20 protein-coding genes are annotated in these 17,862 nt (G+C 40.1%); 18 read left to right on the forward strand and 2 right to left on the reverse strand.

Going from position 1 to position 17,862, the window contains the following annotated elements:
• Nucleotides 1-82 precede the first annotated feature (82 nt).
• From A6M13_RS07465 to A6M13_RS07495, 7 genes are all read left to right on the forward strand, one after another.
• Complete coding sequence (locus tag A6M13_RS07465) at nt 83-280, forward strand: PLD nuclease N-terminal domain-containing protein (protein WP_066544598.1); 198 nt, start codon at nt 83-85, stop codon at nt 278-280.
• On the forward strand, nt 277-1,167 hold the full coding sequence (locus tag A6M13_RS07470; RefSeq protein WP_066544600.1) for an ABC transporter ATP-binding protein: 891 nt from the start codon (nt 277-279) through the stop codon (nt 1,165-1,167). Before A6M13_RS07465 ends, A6M13_RS07470 begins: the two co-directional genes overlap by 4 nt.
• The gene (locus A6M13_RS07475; RefSeq protein WP_066544602.1) at nt 1,160-1,942 is read left to right on the forward strand and encodes an ABC transporter permease; all 783 of its coding nucleotides are present in this window, start codon (nt 1,160-1,162) and stop codon (nt 1,940-1,942) included. The genes A6M13_RS07470 and A6M13_RS07475 overlap by 8 nt, the downstream gene beginning before the upstream one ends.
• Nucleotides 1,943-2,272: 330 nt before the next feature.
• Nucleotides 2,273-3,478, forward strand: a complete 1,206-nt coding sequence (locus tag A6M13_RS07480; protein WP_066544604.1) for an MFS transporter — start codon at nt 2,273-2,275, stop codon at nt 3,476-3,478.
• Between the two features lie 90 nt (nt 3,479-3,568).
• Nucleotides 3,569-4,504 carry a LytTR family transcriptional regulator DNA-binding domain-containing protein gene (locus tag A6M13_RS07485; protein WP_066544606.1) on the forward strand — a complete coding sequence of 312 codons (936 nt, stop codon included), beginning with the start codon at nt 3,569-3,571 and terminating at the stop codon, nt 4,502-4,504.
• A 133-nt stretch (nt 4,505-4,637) separates the two neighbouring features.
• On the forward strand, nt 4,638-5,483 hold the full coding sequence (locus tag A6M13_RS07490) for an ABC transporter ATP-binding protein (RefSeq protein WP_066544608.1): 846 nt from the start codon (nt 4,638-4,640) through the stop codon (nt 5,481-5,483).
• Nucleotides 5,480-6,169: an ABC transporter permease gene (locus A6M13_RS07495; protein ID WP_066544610.1), complete on the forward strand. Its 690-nt coding sequence runs from the start codon at nt 5,480-5,482 to the stop codon at nt 6,167-6,169. The genes A6M13_RS07490 and A6M13_RS07495 overlap by 4 nt, the downstream gene beginning before the upstream one ends.
• A 91-nt stretch (nt 6,170-6,260) precedes the next feature.
• On the opposite strand, the gene A6M13_RS07500 is transcribed toward A6M13_RS07495, so the two are convergent.
• Nucleotides 6,261-6,947: a universal stress protein gene (locus A6M13_RS07500; protein WP_066544614.1), complete on the reverse strand. Its 687-nt coding sequence runs from the start codon at nt 6,945-6,947 to the stop codon at nt 6,261-6,263.
• A 399-nt stretch (nt 6,948-7,346) separates the two neighbouring features.
• Here A6M13_RS07500 and A6M13_RS07505 point away from each other — a divergent pair, with 399 nt between their 5' ends.
• The 8 genes from A6M13_RS07505 (at nt 7,347) to A6M13_RS07540 (ending at nt 14,224) form a co-directional block, all read left to right on the forward strand.
• The gene (locus tag A6M13_RS07505) at nt 7,347-9,755 is read left to right on the forward strand and encodes a Na+/H+ antiporter subunit A (RefSeq protein ID WP_066544616.1); all 2,409 of its coding nucleotides are present in this window, start codon (nt 7,347-7,349) and stop codon (nt 9,753-9,755) included.
• Nucleotides 9,742-10,170, forward strand: a complete 429-nt coding sequence (locus A6M13_RS07510) for a Na(+)/H(+) antiporter subunit B (protein WP_066544618.1) — start codon at nt 9,742-9,744, stop codon at nt 10,168-10,170. The genes A6M13_RS07505 and A6M13_RS07510 overlap by 14 nt, the downstream gene beginning before the upstream one ends.
• A 2-nt stretch (nt 10,171-10,172) precedes the next feature.
• A complete protein-coding gene (locus tag A6M13_RS07515) occupies nt 10,173-10,511 on the forward strand; it encodes a Na(+)/H(+) antiporter subunit C (RefSeq protein ID WP_066544620.1) in 339 nt (112 codons plus the stop codon).
• Nucleotides 10,504-11,991 carry a Na+/H+ antiporter subunit D gene (locus tag A6M13_RS07520; RefSeq protein WP_066544622.1) on the forward strand — a complete coding sequence of 496 codons (1,488 nt, stop codon included), beginning with the start codon at nt 10,504-10,506 and terminating at the stop codon, nt 11,989-11,991. Before A6M13_RS07515 ends, A6M13_RS07520 begins: the two co-directional genes overlap by 8 nt.
• A gap of 12 nt (nt 11,992-12,003) precedes the next feature.
• Nucleotides 12,004-12,483, forward strand: a complete 480-nt coding sequence (locus tag A6M13_RS07525) for a Na+/H+ antiporter subunit E (RefSeq protein ID WP_066544624.1) — start codon at nt 12,004-12,006, stop codon at nt 12,481-12,483.
• Nucleotides 12,483-12,767, forward strand: coding sequence for a Na(+)/H(+) antiporter subunit F1 (locus tag A6M13_RS07530; protein WP_066544626.1), 285 nt, complete (start codon nt 12,483-12,485; stop codon nt 12,765-12,767). Before A6M13_RS07525 ends, A6M13_RS07530 begins: the two co-directional genes overlap by 1 nt.
• Entirely contained in the window at nt 12,745-13,152 is a 408-nt protein-coding gene (locus A6M13_RS07535; RefSeq protein WP_066544628.1) for a Na+/H+ antiporter subunit G, read from the forward strand. The genes A6M13_RS07530 and A6M13_RS07535 overlap by 23 nt, the downstream gene beginning before the upstream one ends.
• Before the next feature lie 256 nt (nt 13,153-13,408).
• Nucleotides 13,409-14,224 carry a metallophosphoesterase gene (locus A6M13_RS07540; protein ID WP_066544630.1) on the forward strand — a complete coding sequence of 272 codons (816 nt, stop codon included), beginning with the start codon at nt 13,409-13,411 and terminating at the stop codon, nt 14,222-14,224.
• A gap of 52 nt (nt 14,225-14,276) precedes the next feature.
• On the opposite strand, the gene A6M13_RS07545 is transcribed toward A6M13_RS07540, so the two are convergent.
• Nucleotides 14,277-15,440, reverse strand: a complete 1,164-nt coding sequence (locus A6M13_RS07545) for an alanyl-tRNA editing protein (protein ID WP_066544634.1) — start codon at nt 15,438-15,440, stop codon at nt 14,277-14,279.
• Nucleotides 15,441-15,546: 106 nt separating this feature from the next.
• On the opposite strand from A6M13_RS07545, the gene A6M13_RS07550 reads away from it, so the two are divergent.
• The 3 genes from A6M13_RS07550 to A6M13_RS07560 all read left to right on the forward strand — a co-directional run bounded on the left by A6M13_RS07550 (nt 15,547) and on the right by A6M13_RS07560 (nt 17,805).
• Nucleotides 15,547-15,846, forward strand: coding sequence for a DUF6509 family protein (locus A6M13_RS07550; RefSeq protein ID WP_066544636.1), 300 nt, complete (start codon nt 15,547-15,549; stop codon nt 15,844-15,846).
• A gap of 152 nt (nt 15,847-15,998) precedes the next feature.
• Nucleotides 15,999-16,373, forward strand: a complete 375-nt coding sequence (locus A6M13_RS07555) for an RDD family protein (protein ID WP_342669474.1) — start codon at nt 15,999-16,001, stop codon at nt 16,371-16,373.
• 103 nt (nt 16,374-16,476) lie between these two features.
• Nucleotides 16,477-17,805, forward strand: coding sequence for an FAD-dependent oxidoreductase (locus A6M13_RS07560; RefSeq protein WP_066544640.1), 1,329 nt, complete (start codon nt 16,477-16,479; stop codon nt 17,803-17,805).
• Nucleotides 17,806-17,862: the final 57 nt, after the last annotated feature.

Here is a 17,862-nt window from a genome sequence, read left to right on the forward strand (position 1 = left end):
CATAACTCTCGTATAACTCGCTCTACTTCTTGCGTGATTGTTCTTATAATAAAGATAAAAGAATAACGTAAGAGGTGAGTTTATGGAAATTTCAACAGAAACATTATTATTAATTGCGCCATTATTTATTGTACAAATTATTTTAATGGTTATTGCGCTACTTGATTTACGTAAAGTAGCTGCGACACGCGGACCAAAATGGATGTGGGTGTTAATTATTGTCTTTATTAATATGGTTGGACCGATTCTTTACTTTGTTATCGGGAGGAAAGCAGTATGATGGATATTCAATCACTAACAAAGGTATTTGGTGCACAAACGGTTGTCGACAATGTTAGCTTTACATTAGTACCTCATACGATTACCGCGCTTATTGGGCCAAACGGTGCGGGAAAAACAACGACATTATCGATGCTAGCAGGCTTATTGCCACCTACAAGTGGTCATATTCATGTAGAAGACCCAACGCCGTTACAACAACAAATTGGTTTTTTACCACAGTATCCAAAATTTTTTGAGTGGATGACAGCTTTTGAGTATGTTGAAATGATGGGCAAATTAAGTGGCTTTACGAATATTGAAGCGATGCAACGAGCGCATGAAGTATTGGCGTATGTCGGTCTGCTAGATGCAAAAACGAAGCGGATTGGCAGCTTTTCTGGCGGTATGAAACAGCGTTTAGGCATTGCGCAAGCCATTTTGCACCGTCCGAAGCTATTAATTTTAGATGAACCAGTGTCAGCGCTTGACCCGCTTGGTCGTAAAACGATGATGAATTTACTGCAAGATTTGCAGCAAACGACAACGATTCTGTATTCTACACATATTTTACATGATGCAGAATTTTTGGCCGAGCATGTGCTATTTATGAAGGATGGGCGACTAGTAGAGCAAGGCACACTTGCAGCTGTTCAGCAAAAGTTTGAAGCGCCACATATTATCATTACCTTTGCACAAGCAGATGAGGCACGTCAATTTGCAAGCCAGTCGACGATGCCGATAGCCGTCGATGAGCGAAGAGCAATCATTGACGTGCAACAAGGCAAACCGACAATGCAATATGTGTTAGAGCATTTAGCGCAAAGCCCCTTTGACATTGAAAAGGTAGAACACGCACGCTTAACGCTAGAGGAAATTTTTGTGAAGGTGGTTGGTCAAGATGCGTAACTATATCGTCTTATGCCAAAAAGAATGGCGTGAGCATGTGCGTAATTACCGCATCATTTGGCTACCGCTTGTATTTTTATTATTAGGGATGATGGACCCACTAACGTATTATTTTATGGATGATATTTTAAAAAGCGTTGGAAATTTACCAGACGGCATGCAAATTACGATGCCAGACGTTGGCGCAAGCGATATGATTGTATCGACTGCGGGGCAATTACAGTCGATTGGGATGGTTATTTTTATCGCTATTTATTGTAGTGCCATTAGTGGTGAACGAAAAAACGGTACCGCAACGCTTCTCTATGTTCGTCCAGTAAGCAGTCGTGCCATTTTTTTAAGCAAATGGACAGTTGCAGCAATGATGACATGTGTTGGCGTGTTTTGCAGTGTTTTGGCGAGTAGTTACTATGCGGAAGTTTTATATGGCGGCTTAAATTGGCAGGACGTCATTGTTTTTTACATTCTTTATAGTGTGTGGATGCTTGTCGTCATTACATTTACGTTTGCGATGAGTGCTTTAACAACAACTGCGATTGCTGCAACAATTTCGCTAATTCTATTTGTTATCGGTTCAATGGCAGATGCTCTAATTGGCACGTATTGGACATATTCACCATTTAAATTACCGTCTTACGCTGTAGATATTGTAAGGGGTGCAGAGGTGCCAGATGCCTTATGGATGACATGTATGATTTGTATCGCTCTTATTTTGTTGTCGCTAGTACTCGGGATATACTGTACACATAAAAATCGTCAGCAAACGACGGTTTAATGAAGATACGTCCATAAGTGTGCAAGATGAGTATAAAAGTGGTGGGATTGGGACGGAAAGAAATATCCTTCAGCAACGATAACTGCTGAAGGATATTTTTTTGCTTTTGGTGCTACGCCTATTGAAGTCGCCGTTTGTGTCGGATGTACGAGTAAATTTTTGTGATCTCCATGAACTTCATTTTAGTAGTAATGAGATTCTATCTAAGCCCGTCGTTTTATTTTGTCTCAGCACGTATAAAAAACTTAATGCACACAAGCTATCTATAATACGTTAAGCTTATAGAAGAAGTTTGATTTTTTTGAATATGTCACGAAAGAAGGGTCAGTCATGACGAATAGTAAAGTGGCACAGATGGGCAATCCTGTTTATCCAATGATGGTTGCTATTGGGATCGCCCATTTAATTAACGATTCGATGCAATCGGTTGTGCCAGCGATGTATCCATTATTAGAGCGTGATATGGGACTAACGTTTACACAGCTCGGGATTATTACACTTGTGCTAAATGTACTTGCTTCTGTATTACAGCCAGTTGTTGGCTTTATTAGTGATAAAAAGCCGATGCCCTACGCGTTACCTTTAGGGATGGCCAGCTCGTTTATTGGGATTGCACTTATCGCTTTTTCAACGCAGTATTGGATGATTATCGTATCGGTATGTTTTTTAGGGCTTGGTTCAGCGGTATTCCATCCAGAGGGCTCTCGCGTATCGTTTATGGCAGCCGGGAATAAACGGGGTCTTGCACAGTCTATTTATCAAGTGGGCGGAAACTCAGGGCAAGCGTTAGCACCGCTTATTAGTGCGTTTATTTTAGTGCCATTTGGTCAAACGGGTGCAGCGTATGTACTTGTATTAACAGCAATCGGTATTGTGCTTTTGACGAAAATTTCTGCTTGGTATAAGCGAGAGCTTGAAAAGGAAAAGCTTGCCAAGGTGAAGCGCACATTAATTTCAAGTTTACCGCCATTAACGAAAAGACAGATCGGCATTGCATTGACCTTGCTAATGGTTATTATTTTTGCGCGTTCGTTCTATGTAACGAGCATGACGAGTTTTTACGTCTTTTATATTGTCGAGCAATACGGCGTAGCGTTACAAACAGGGCAATTAATTATCTTTATGTTTATGGCATGTGGCGTGATCGGTACATTTTTTGGCGGACCATTATCGGATAGAATCGGTCGAAAAAATGTCATTTTGTTATCGGTTGTCGTGCCAATTCCATTATGTATTTTATTGCCGTTCGCACCGCTTTGGGCAGCGATGGTGTTGTTAATTATTATCGGTACACTCATTATGATTAGTTTTTCGGTTACCGTTGTGTACGCGCAGGAGCTTGTACCGACGAAAATCGGTACGATGGCAGGCTTAACGGTTGGTTTTGCATTTGGTATGGGTGGTATTGGTGGCGTAGTGATTGGCGTACTAATTGATACGTATGGGCTTGATACAACGATGATTGTCCTCGCATTGTTAACCATTTTAATGCTTGTTGCGGTGTTTTTACCGAAAGACAATGCACAAACACGTTGAAAATTGTTCAGCCATATACGGCTGAATAATTTTTTCATCACAAAATCATTATTTTACAATTATATATTAGTGAAAGTTGAGGATTTTTAAATGCATATCGAAGAGCGATTTGAAAAAGGAAAACGAATCTTTCCAAGTTTTGAACTTGTTACAGTGCCGAATGAAATTGTCGTTATTCAAACGAATGCACAACGAAAAGAACTTTTTTTACAGGCTGTGCAGCAGCAACCTGATATTCATACATATTTATCACAACAAGGTGAATATGAACGTTTGACGGTAGAAGAGCTACTGCGATTTTTAATTGATTTAACGGGTGATCCTATGTCCGTTCAAGCATGGCTAGAGCGTTGCCATTTACAAGCAGAGCGCAAAACGAAAATATGCAATTTAATAAGTTCGAAGCAGCGCTACGTTCGTTTACTCCGCGTACTATTTGCGACACAATCTTCCATTGTGATTGAAGAGCCATTTTTTTATTTAGATGATGAAGACCGTCTATATATGAAGCAGTTATTAAGTGCATTAGCGCAAACAAAAAGAGTGTTTATCGTAACGAGTAATTTAGAGGATGCATTGATGGTGAGTACACATATTTATCGCTTAGACGCAGATGGCATGAAAAAATTTGATATTGCAGATGAAGAAGCGGTGAATGAAGAGGTAGAAGTAGAGGAAGCGCCGCCGATTAAATTCGAGAAAATTTCAACGCGGAAAAATGAAAAAGTAATTTTATTTGACCCACCTGAAATTGACTACATCGAAAGTATTGAAGGAAGTATTGTCGTGCATGTTGGTGGTGAAAATTATACGTGTGCGATGACATTAACGGAGCTTGAAAAACGATTACAGCATTACGGCTTTTTCCGTTGCCATCGTTCGTACATTGTCAATTTACAAAAGGTACGTGAAATTATTACGTGGTCAAAAAACAGCTATAGTCTTCGTCTACATGTGCACGATGATTCGGTTGTTCCACTTTCACGCACGAAGCTCCAAGAGTTGAAAATGTTATTGAATATTTGAGGATGTTGCGCTGAAATTTCGCCTTTTTATTGGTACACTTTAGCGTCGATTTGCTACAATTCAGCAGTAGAATGCTGATACATCAACGTTTGTCACGTATGCTAAGAGCAACAACAAACAAGGAGTGAATCGCATGAATGTTATTGCTGTTCAACAAGTAAAGAAGATTTTTGGCACATCAGAAGCATTAAAAGATGTCTCGTTTACGATTCCAAAAGGAGAAATTTTCGGTTTTTTAGGACCGAGTGGATCGGGGAAAACAACATTAATTAAAATTTTAACGGCGCAGTTAGACGCATCTGCTGGCGATGTCGAAGTGTTTGGGCAGCCTGCTAAAAACATGCAACAAGTTGCACAAAAAAAGCGCTTCGGCATTTTAACCGATAATAGTGGCTTATATGAACGGTTAACGATTGATGAAAATTTATCATTATATGCGCAGTTATATGACCTACCAAAAACAGCGATTGATGAAGTATTACAGTTTGTGAATTTAGAAGGCGAGCGTAAGAAGAAAGTGAGTGTGTTATCAAAAGGAATGCGTCAACGTGTCACATTAGCGTGTGCCATTATTCATGCACCTGAGCTATTATTTTTAGATGAGCCGACATCTGCACTAGACCCGGTTAATACAGCACATATTTATAAAGGTTTACGCTATTTAAATGAGCGAGGTACGACAATCTTTTTAACAACACATGATATGGCAGAGGCTGAGACATTATGTAATCGTGTTGCTTTTTTACATAATGGTGAAATTCAAGCAATCGGTACACCGAATGAATTGAAGAAGCAGTATCGAGATGGCTTCATGACTGTAGAATTAACGGATGGACAAACACATGCGATGCCACTGACGGAGCAAACAGGACAAAAAATTACACAATGGCTAGCGGCAGGCTTAGTTGAACGTGTGCGTACGAATGAACCGACACTAGGTGATATTTTTATGACATTAACAGGGAGTGATTTAACATGAACATTTCAATAAAACGTATTCGCGCTATTTTCATGAAAGACTATAAGGAGTTTTCACGAAACTATGCTGTATCGATTATGGTCATATTTCCACTATTCTTCGCCTTCCTATTCCGAGATGGTGGCGAAGTATCGATTGTTTTCTTACTCAATGTGTCATTTGCGATGCTCACAACTTTTGTACAAGCGTGTTTAATTGCAGAAGAAAAAGAAAAGAATACATTACGTTCATTAATGATGACACCTGCCAGTATGTTAGATGTATTGCTTGGTAAAAGCGCGCTTGTAGCGGTCATTTCAGCGATTATGATGACACTTGCTGTATATATTGTGGGCTACACACCTACTGATATAGTGCCATTTGTGATTAGTATGGTATTATCAATCGTTTTATATACGGCGCTTGGAACGATTTGTGGTTTATATTCAAAAACAGTATTAGAGGCATCACTAGCGATTTTCCCAGTGATTATTATCTTTACGATGGGGCCGTTTGGTGCAGCGTTTGAAGATAAATTTGCACTAGCGAAACTACTTGAATATTTACCAAGCTCGCAGCTACAGTTAATGCTGACAAATACAGCAGAAGTGGGTGTAGTCATGCCACTGATGATTATGCTTGTATGGGCAATTGTTGTAACAGCGATTTCATTTATGCTGTATAAAAAGCGTTTAATGGATGCATAACCGAGTGGAGAGCACATAAAAAATTCCCCTTCAGCAACTACACGTGCCGAAGGGGAATTTTTATTATTTAACATTTTTCGGCATCAGTTTGTTATGCGAAAATAATTTTCGCTTTTGCAGGAATGTTTTCAGGGTCTGTTACTGAACCTTCGGCAATATCAAGCTCATACATTTTCTCTTCAAATGTAAATTTGAAAATGCCGTTGTCAAAATCCGTACCGATTTCTTTAAAGAAAATGCCTTCAATTGACGTATGTTTCGGACATGTAAAGCCGATTTTATACTGCTCATCGCCATTTTTAACTAAGTAAGCATGTACCCCTTTTTCAAAACGCTCGAAAGGCTCATGCGTACCTGGACGTTGCACCGACACAATATGGAAATCAACAAATGGCACTTCACGTAATAGCACGTTAATAAATGAACCTTTTGTAATTTCTTCCCATCGAGTTTGCGCACTTTGACCAACGATAATTTGTGTAATATTGTGTTTTTTCGCCACTTCGCCAATGACTTTTGGTGTAGGGCGTTTTTCGTTATCTAAAATAATAAATTCTTCGACTTGCAGCTCTTCCGATAGCTCTTTCCAACGCTCGATATATCTCGATTTCTCTTCGTCAAAGGCATCTACTGGGCTGGGGTCTACCGTCAAAATATAAAGTGGACAATCCGCCATTAGTGCCATCTTATGCCCACGGCGAATAAGGCGTTCCCCATTCGCACCATAGTATACGCAAACTAAAATTGCTTCATCTATACGTCCCTTTACGTATTTCATTATTTTGCACCTCTTCTTATATTATTGTTAATAAAACATTAACATGTTGTATTGTTTTGTAGTGAATTTTATAGAAAATCAGCGTTTTTTAGAGAATTATGACGTAAACAAGTTATTCAAGGGGAATTACATGAATTCTATAAAACGGCCATGTTATACTAGAATGGAGCGATTATTTTGAGCAATTTTGATTTTAGTATAGCAATTTTGAGTAATCCCGCGCTGATTTCGCTAAAAAAATTTGTTGTAATGGTCAAATGACAACATAGATTTTCCAAAAAAAAATAATATAACTTTAGAAAGTAGTATATGGATTCCTATTATGCCCATCAGCGTTTGGATAGTCAAGCTCCTAAAATTCATCTTTGATTAAGAAACTAAATGTTAGGAGGAATGTTCATGATTATTAAACTGGCAGTGCTGTTGCCGTTTTTGATGGCAGCACTGATTCCGCTTGTGCACAAGCACATTAAGCGCGAGCATATCGGCTGGTTTGTACTCGCCGTGCCAATTGTATTATTTATTATTATCAGTTCCTTTATCCCGAAAATTGCGGATGGAAACACGTATATTCACACCCTCGAATGGATTCCTAGCTTAGGTATTAACTTCACAACGTATTTAGATGGACTGAGCATGATTTTCGGTCTACTGATTACCGGTGTCGGAAGTTTAGTCATTTTATATTCAAACTTTTACCTATCTGCTAAAGAATTATTACACCACTTTTATTGCTACTTACTATTATTTATGGGTGCAATGCTTGGCGTTGTATTCTCCGATAATGTCCTTGTACTATATACATTTTGGGAATTAACAAGTGTCTCATCTTTCCTTTTAATCGCCTTTTGGCATCATCGTAAAGCATCTCGTGCAGGTGCTCGTAAAGCAATGGTTATTACCGTTTCAGGTGGCGTTGCGATGCTTGTCGGCTTCTTAATGTTATATGCGATTACAGGTACATTTAGTATTCGTGAACTTGTAGCACAAGTTGATACCATTCAACAACACGATTTATTTATTCCAGCACTTATTTGTATTTTATTAGGCGCATTTACAAAGTCTGCGCAATTCCCGTTCCATATTTGGTTACCAGATGCGATGGAAGCACCAACGCCAGTTAGTGCCTATTTACACTCGGCGACAATGGTAAAGGCGGGTATTTATTTAGTTGCACGTATGACACCAATTTTTGGTGGTGCAGAAACATGGTTTTGGACAATTACGGTTGTCGGTGTCATTACATTATTTTGGGGTTCATTTAACGCGGTACGCCAAAATGATTTAAAGGCATTGCTTGCGTATTCGACGATTAGTCAGCTTGGCTTAATTATGAGCTTACTTGGCGTTGGATCAATCGCATTGGCATTTGAATTTGATGAAGCCGCAACACCCATTTTCACACTCGCTGGGTTTACCGCGTTATTCCACTTAATTAACCACTCGACGTTCAAAGGTGCACTATTTATGATGGTCGGAATTGTTGACCATGAAGTGGGTACACGTGATTTACGTCGTTTAGGTGGATTGTTACCATTTATGCCACTGACGTTTTCAATTGCGCTGATTGGCTCATTTGCGATGGCAGGTTTACCACCATTTAACGGTTTCTTAAGTAAGGAAATGTTCTTTACAGCAATGCTTAGCTTACAAGAAGCAAATGTGTTTTCAATTGGTAGTATGGCAACATGGATTCCAGTTGTTGCATGGTTAGCGAGCGTCTTCACATTTGTATACTGTATGATTATTATTTTTAAAACATTCTTCGGTACGTATCATCCAGAGCGTTTGGATAAAGAAGCGCACGAGCCACCATTTGGTATGTTAATTTCACCATTTATTTTAGTAGCACTTGTCGTGTTAATTTTCTTCTTCCCAAATGTGTTAGTGCATTATATTTTAACGCCAGCGATGGCAAGCGTATACCCAACGCTACCACTACAAGAAATTACACCGTATGTTTCATGGTGGCACGGCTTTAACTTAGAGTTATTTATGACGCTTGGTGTAATTGTACTAGGAATTATCCTTTATAAAACGAAGCGTTACTGGTCGTATGTATACACATTTATTCAACCACGTAACTCGTTTAATGCTTTATATGAATGGGTGATTACAACGACAGAAGATGGTTCACAGCGTTTAACAAATAAATATATGAACGGTTATTTAGTACATTACTTTACGTATATTTATATTATTTTCGTTGGGATTATTGGCGGTTACTTTGTGCTATCCGGTGCATTCCGCTTCGACCCATCGAATGACGCCACTGTTGAAACATTCGAGCTAATGGTCGTATGTATTGTTGCGATTGCGGCAGTCGCATTGTTATTCTCAAAATCACGCTTAACATCGGTATTTTTAAACGGTGTTATCGGTTATGGTGTTGCATTTTTCTTCATCGTATTCCGCGCACCTGATTTAGCGTTAACACAGCTTGTTGTAGAGTCTGTCACAACCGCATTATTTTTAGTATCGTTTAAATATTTACCAGATATTAAGCCGGAAATCGCATCAGCGGCACAAAAGTGGCGCAATGGTATTATCGCAGTTTCGGTCGGTAGTCTAGTGACGTTTATTGGGTTAACGATCATTAATTACGAGAAATTTGAACCAATTTCGAGATACTTTGAAGATTCATATGAATTAGCAGGCGGTAAAAATATTGTCAATGCGATTTTAGGGGACTTCCGTGCGTTTGATACGATGCTTGAAGTAGTCGTACTATTTATTGCCGGTTTAGGTGTGTATACACTGATTAAGCTACGCAATCGAAAGGAGGCATCTGACGTTGAAGATAAATGATGTTATTTTACGTACCGTTGTCAAAGGGGTCGTATTCATTATTTTAACGCTAGGCATGTACCTTTTCTTTGCAGGTCATAATGCACCAGGTGGCGGCTTTATCGGAGGGCTCGTATTAGCTTCTGCGGTCGTACTGCTGTACTTAGCATATGACATTGAGACGATTCAAAAGACGATGCCCTTTGATTTTAAAAAGGTCGCGGCAGTCGGTGTACTGCTTGCGACAGGTACAGCTTTAGGGTCGGTACTATTTGATGTACCGTTCTTATCGCATACAGATGGTTATTTCGATTTACCATTATTAGGTGAAACGCACTTAACAACGGTAACGATATTTGAAGCAGGTGTTGCCTTAACAGTTGTTGGTGTTGTTGTCACAATTATTTTAAGTATTAACGAAGAAGGGGGAGAGTAAGTATGGAATCGGTAATGGTCATCTTAGTCGGCGTTTTAGTCGCAGTGGCAACGTATTTAATTCTCTCTCGTAATATTATTCGTGTCATTTTAGGCACGGCGATTTTATCACATGCGGTGCATTTACTTATTTTGACAATGGGGAGTTTAAAGCAAGGGAATGTACCGTTACTGAGCGATTCAGAAGGGCCGTATACAGATGCGTTACCACAGGCGCTTATTTTAACGGCGATTGTTATTAGTTTTGCGGTAACAGCATTTGTACTTGTATTAGCATTCCGTACGTACGGTACAAATAAAACGGATGACCTTCAGGAACTGCGAGGTAATGCAGATGAGTAATTTATTAATTGCCCCAATGATTATTCCCATTATGACAGCAATTATTTTAGTGTTTTTACGCGATAATGTACGTATGCAGCGTGTCATTAGTTTAATCACAATGGGTGTTATCATTTTAATTAGCGGCTTTTTATTAGTAGAAGTAAAGAATAACGGTATTATGCGCCTTGATTTTAGCGGCTGGCTACCGCCATTTGGTATTTTATTTGTTGGCGATGCTTTTGCATTATTGCTTGTACTTGTAGCAAGTATTGTGACGGCAGCGTGTTTAATTTATGCGTTCTCAACAATTGGTGAAGCGCATGAAAAGATGTTCTTTTATTCATTTGTACTACTGCTTGTTGCAGGGGTAAACGGTTCATTTTTAACAGGGGATATTTTCAACTTGTTTGTATGCTTCGAGGTAATGCTACTCGCTTCTTATGTGTTAGTGGCACTTGGTGGCGGTAAGCGTCAATTACGCGAGTCGTTAAAATATGTACTTATTAATGTTGTTGCTTCTTGGATGTTCTTAGTGGCACTTGCGTATTTATACGGTGCGGTTGGAACGTTAAATATGGCGCATATTTCAATGCGTGTTGCAGAAGCTGGACAAGACCCAGTACTAACGACGATTTCACTCGTATTTTTAATTGTCTTTAGCTTGAAGGCGGGCTTACTATTATTCTTCTGGTTACCTGGTTCATATAGTGTACCACCAACATCGGTTGCGGCATTATTCGCTGCGCTACTTACGAAAGTAGGGATGTATGCGCTGATTCGTACATTTACGCTAATGTTCCCAAATCAGCCGGACATAACGCACACGATTATCGGGGTGATGGCGGTCATTACACTGCTAGCAGGTATGGCAGGCGCGATGGGTGGACGCGATGTGAAAACAATCGCGACCTATAACGTTATTATCGGTGTCGGCTTTATTATGATTGGTTTAGCAATCGGCAATGAACAAGCATTGATGGGTGCGGTGTATTATTTAATGCATGATATGGTCGCAAAAGCGTTACTGTTCTTATGTATCGGTATGATGGTGTATTTAACGGGCGAAACAATCGTGAAAAATATGTCGGGGTTAATTCGTAACTATCCGTTATTTGGTTGGTTATACTTTTTAGGATTATGTGCACTTGTTGGGATTCCACCACTTAGTGGCTTTATCGGTAAAGTGTTAATCGGACAAGGTGCGATTGCAGGTGGCGATTACATTTTATTAATTGTCGGCTTCTTATCAAGTATTGCAGTATTGTATTCATTGCTCCGTATTTTCCTAGCATCATTCTTTGGTGAAACAATTATTGTCATGGAAGATGAAGTGCCAATTCGTAAAGGGATGATGGGCTCATTAGTTTTACTAGCTGCGTGTGTTATCTTTTTAGGACTCGGTGCAAACTACATTATGCCGTTTGTTGAAGCAGCGGCTGCAGTTCTTGTGGACCCATCAATTTATATTGATGCGGTAATGCCACAAGGGAACGAGTAAAGGGGTGAGCACATGGCACAATTTATTTTAAACTTATTTATTGCGTTACTCTGGACGTTACTAAAAGATGAAGATTATTTTAAGGTGACGACCTTTATTAGCGGTTATTTAATCGGTGTTGTGATTTTATATGTCATGCATCGTTTTTACGGCACACGTTTTTACTTGCGACGCTTATGGTGCATTATTGCGCTCGTATGGTTATTTATTCGTGAATTATTATCATCAAGTATCGCGGTAATGCGTCAAATTGTTACACCAAAATTAAATATTAAACCTGGTATCTTCACATATGAAACACGTTTAGAGGGAGACTGGGAAGTAACAGCGCTCGCGTTGTTGTTAACATTAACACCTGGTTCTGTCGTAATGGAGCTATCAGAAGATAGTAAAGTGTTTTATATTCATGCGATGGATATAGAAGAAACGAAGGAGCAAATTATTCGTTCAATTGGTAAATTTGAGCACGCCATTATGGAGGTGACCCGCTAATGAAAGAAACCATTTTATTGCTCGCAGTTGCCTTATTTTTTGTTGCGATTGCATTATCGGTTTACCGAATCGTCAAAGGGCCGTCAATGCCTGACCGTGCCATCGCGTTAGATACAATTGCGGTGAATTTGATTTCTTCCATTGCAATTGTGTCTGTACTTTTAAGTACAAAGGCGTTTTTAGATGCCATTTTAATTTTAGGGATTTTATCGTTTATCGGGACCATTTCCTTCTCGAAATATATCGAAAGGGGTGTGTTAATTGAGCGTAAGCGAAATGATTGAATGGATGGCCGTCATCATGATTTTAGTGGCCTCGATTGTTGCCGTGCTTAGTGCGATTGGGATGATTCGTTTGCCTGATGTTTATACACGTTCACATGCAGCAACGAAAAGTGCAACGCTTTCGGTATTAATGTGTTTAATGGGGGCGTTTATTCATTTTTGGTTAACGGACGGTTATATTAGCATCCGTCTATTACTAGGTATTATGTTCGTCTTTATTACAGCACCAGTTGCGGGTCATTTAATATGTCGTGCTGCGTACCGTTCGCGCGTGCCATTAGCTGACGAATCAGAAGAGGATGAGCTAAAAACAATTTTATTTGCAGATGAAGTAGAGCATTTAGAGCGTGATGAAGTAGAGCGCGCAAGAAACGCGAATGCATAGTATGTGGGATGACCCGGTGGTATGTGCATCTTGGTCGTGAAAATTCGCTAGAGCATTTGCTACATGGTGCAGTTTTGCACATAAAAGAAGTCCTTCGGCAGTAGTCATTGCTGGAGGACTTTTCCTATTGCTTTAAATGCTGTTCATCGTATATAGAATCGTCATGAAAATGTAATATGGCAACTACTTGCGACAATTCGCACAAATGTCTATGATAAGAACATTATGAAACTTATGTAGAAAAGAGCGGTTGAACGTGAAAAAAATAGTATGGATTGTGGTCATACTACTAGGTGGCTATATTTTTTTAGAGGTCAACAATCAGTGGTTAGTGACAACGGAGTATGTGTATGAAGCAGAGGAAATACCAGAAAGCTTTGATGGCTTTCGTATTGTTCAAGTATCTGACTTACATGACGCACAATTTGGCAGTCAGCAACAACGTCTTATCAACAAAGTAGAACAACAGCAGCCAGATGCTATTTTTTTAACGGGAGATTTAATTGATAGCAATCGCTATGATTTAGAGCAAAGCTTACAAGCAGTAGAGGCATTTGTCGACATGGCACCTGTCTATTATGTACTTGGGAATCACGAGGTGGCCACAAACTTAGTAGACGATATTTATGCTCGTTTGGAAGCACTCGGGGTTGAAACATTAAAAAATGAAGCGGTGACATTAACGCGAGTAGCACAAACAATGACGATTGCAGGGATTGAAGATCCATTAATGAATACACCAACAGAAGAGATGCTAGTACAAGCCTTTCATGATGTACCGGACGCACAATTTTCATTACTGTTAGCACACCGACCAGAAATGGTAGCGTTATACGGTCAAAGCGAAGCGGATGTGGTCTTTACGGGACATGCGCACGGTGGGCAAATTCGCATTCCATTTGTCGGTGGATTGATTGCGCCAGGACAAGGATATTTCCCGCAATATACAAGCGGTCGCTATGATGAAGGAACAACGACGATGTACTTAAGTCGCGGCTTAGGTAATAGCGTTGTCCCATATCGTATTTTTAATTTACCAGAAATTGTTGTTGTAGAATTACGAAAATCATAAAGGAAGAGTGGTCCGAGACACTAGTTTCGGACCACTCTTCCTTTTCATATGCTTATGCGTTCGCCATTAGTTGGACAAGTTCATCGGCTGTAATTGTTGGTTCACAGCCACCTTGCACGAATTGGTCACTACCGCCACCTTTACCATTTATCGTTGGTAAAACGGCTGCGGAAATATCTTTCATACTACGTTCTATATTTGCGCCTCGTGCTGCAACAAATTGTAGTTTATCGTCATTTTGCGATGCAATAAACGCCTGTGCATCGGGGTTAATCGTTGTAATCGTACGTGCGACCTTTTGGAGTTGTTGCATAGAATAGTTCGTAAAAGCGTGTGCTACGATTGTTTGTGTCGCAAGCTGTGCTGCTTGCTGCTCTAGTAAAGTATCTTGTGCGTCCTGTAATTGCTTTTCGGCTTTTTTTGCAGCGGTCATCACCTTTTGAAGAGCCGTTGCCGCTTCTTCTTCCGGCACACTTAATTGTCGGGCAACATCACTTAACACATGTTTTCGCATATGAAGCGCGTTAAAAACACGTTTGCCACAAACAAAATGGACGCGGCTTTGCTTTTTCATTTTTTCAACGAATAATACTTTAATCATTTGCACTTGTCCTGTTGCTGTCGGGTGCGTACCGCCACAACCGTTATAGTCATAGTCTGGAATAATGACTAAACGAATGTCATCATCATCAACGGCAATATCTTTACGTAATGGGTATTGGCTCAGTTCATCGCGCGTAACCCATGTCGTTGTAATTGGACGGTTTTCGATAATGATGTCGTTTGCACGTGCTTCAACCATGGCTAGCTGTTCAGCGGAAATGCTATCTGCTGCAATATCGATGGTTACCGTATCCGAGCCTAAGTGGAAGCTGACAGTTGGCAAGTCGAATAGTTCAACAAAAGCTGCCGTTAAAATATGTTGACCGGCATGTTGTTGCATAAAGTCGAAGCGGCGTGTCCAGTCAATTTCCCCATGAACATCTCCAGTGACAGTTGATGTGACGTAGTGACGCACCTCATCATCCACTTTTTCAACGTTCGTTACTGCCACACCATTTAATGTACCGATGTCATGTGGTTGACCGCCACCTGTTGGATAAAAGGCAGTGTTTGAGAGCACAACGTATGCGCCGTATTCATCTTGTCCGCTCGTTGTAACGCTGGCATCGAACTGACAAATATAGGCATCTTGATAATAAAGTAAATCTTTCATATGTAGACCTCCAAAGTAGTTTGTACGTTTAGTATATCGTAAATAGTTGACCGTGCGCTGATTTGCGTTATGATAAAAGAAACGATGACGGAGGAGTTACAACTTCATGGAAATTACACAATACTCAGTAGAACAAATTAAAGACCCAACAAATATTATCGAGGGCAAGCGTTATGAATTTTTAATCGATGTAGACATTGACGAAGAGGACGAGCTCTATCGTGAAATGGGCATTGAAATTCGCGTCATTATTGGTGAATTAGACGGTGTATATTCATTAAAAAGTTATTTTTTAATTGATAAGGCAGACCAAAGCTTTTTAGATTTCGCATTAGATGAAGATGAAGAAGCAGAAATTTTAGCGTTTTGCCAAGAAGAATTAACACGTCCAAACGAAGAGGCATAATGAATGAACGGAGCGTAGGACATAATTTGATTTTGAGCGCTATGTTGCGTGTCCTGCCAACGACTATTTTTTCATTAAACAATATCAATAAAACAGCAAACCGACATCTGTCAGTTTGCTGTTTTTTGGCTTCTGTCTCAAGCCTTTTTTATATGCTCCTCATGTACGCAGTTGTATTTGCAATTGTACCGATTGCAACAGGTGGCGCAACACCAGGTATGTTATTGCTGAAATTCCGCATGGTGGATGAGGATGGCAACGCCAATGTGACGAATACAGTGCGCCGCTACATCTCGATCTTTGCGACATACTGTACTTTTAAAGTAATTGAAGTATTAAATAGCTTCCCATTAAATATGGAAAGTGATTATTATGTGATTGCGGTCTTTACAACATTAATTACCTTTATTGTGGCAGTCGTATTGTATGTAACCATTGTGTTGCATATTGTTTGGGTGTTAATTGGACGAGGAAAACGACGTTACTATATCGACAAAGCCGCTCGTTTACGTGGTACAAAAAAATAACAACAACAGGACTTACTTGCGCATGAGGCGGAGTAAGTCTTGTCTTTAGGAAGGCGATTAATTTTACTGAAAACGGGAATAACGCCATTAGGAGGGATGAACGATGAACATTGTCATTATTGGAGGAGACGCAGCCGGTATGAGTGCGGCGATGGAAATTGTACGCAGTCCATACGAGGCGAATATAACAGTACTAGAAAAAGGTGGAATTTATTCATACGGTCAGTGTGGCTTACCGTATGTAATTGATGGCTCTATTGCACATACAGATGAGTTAATTGCGAGAAGTGTCGAAGCGTTTCGCGAGCAGGGCATTGATGCAAGAACATATCACGAGGTGACAGCAGTCGATGTGCAGCAACAAATCGTAACAGGTATACATACGACGACAAATGAACCATTTACGATTCATTACGATAAATTATTAATTGCATCAGGTGCGAGCCCGACGATGCCGAATTGGGAGAACCGTTCCTTACAAGGTATACATACTGTGAAAACGATTCCGCAAATGCATGCGTTACTAGAAGATGTAGTGGAAGCGAAGCATGCGACCGTTATTGGTGCAGGCTATATTGCGTTAGAGGTAGCTGAAACATTAAAAAAACGCGGGTTAGCTGTGCGTCTAATTCAACGAGGAAAGCAGTTAATGAGCACTGTTGATGAACAGCTTGCGGTACACATTTTAGAAGAGGCAGAGCGACAAGGTATTGATGTACGCTTAAATACAAATACATTAGGATTTATCGGAGACTCGCGTGTTGAAGCTGTTTGTACAACAGCAGGGGAGCTAGCAACCGATGTTGTAATTGTCGCGACAGGCGTTCGCCCGAATACACAGTTTCTAGAAGGAACAGGCATTCACTTATTCGATAACGGAGCGGTAATTGTGAATGGACAAATGGAAACGAATATCGCGAATGTTTACGCAGCAGGGGATTGTGCGACGCATCATTTACGCAATGCGAATCGTCATACCTATATTCCGTTAGGCACGACAGCGAATAAACAAGGGCGTATTGCAGGGCGCGTGATGAGTGGACAACAGGCGGTGTTTAAAGGGATTGTTGGCACATCAGTTTTAAAGTTTTTTGATCTAACGATTGGGCAAACGGGTGCGAATCATGCAGCGATTACTGAGCTAGGTACACCGGTACATGTGCTGCGTACAACGGCGAATAATCATGCCGGTTATTATCCACATGTTGAACAATTGCATATGTGTATGTGGGTGCATGAAAAAACACATGAACTGCTCGGTTTACAAATTGTTGGAGGGGAAGGCGTCGATAAACGTATCGATGTGTTTGCGACTGCGCTTGTCGCCAATATGCATATAGAAGATTTGCTTGATTTAGATTTAAGTTATGCACCACCATATAACGGTGTGTGGGACCCGCTTCAACAAATGGCACGTAAGTATGTAAAGTAAGGAAAAGAGCTTGTCCAAGGAAGAGTTTCTTGGACAAGCTCTTTTCCATGTAGGATG

This window comes from Caryophanon tenue, from assembly GCF_001700315.1.
GTDB lineage: Bacteria > Bacillota > Bacilli > Bacillales_A > Planococcaceae > Caryophanon > Caryophanon tenue.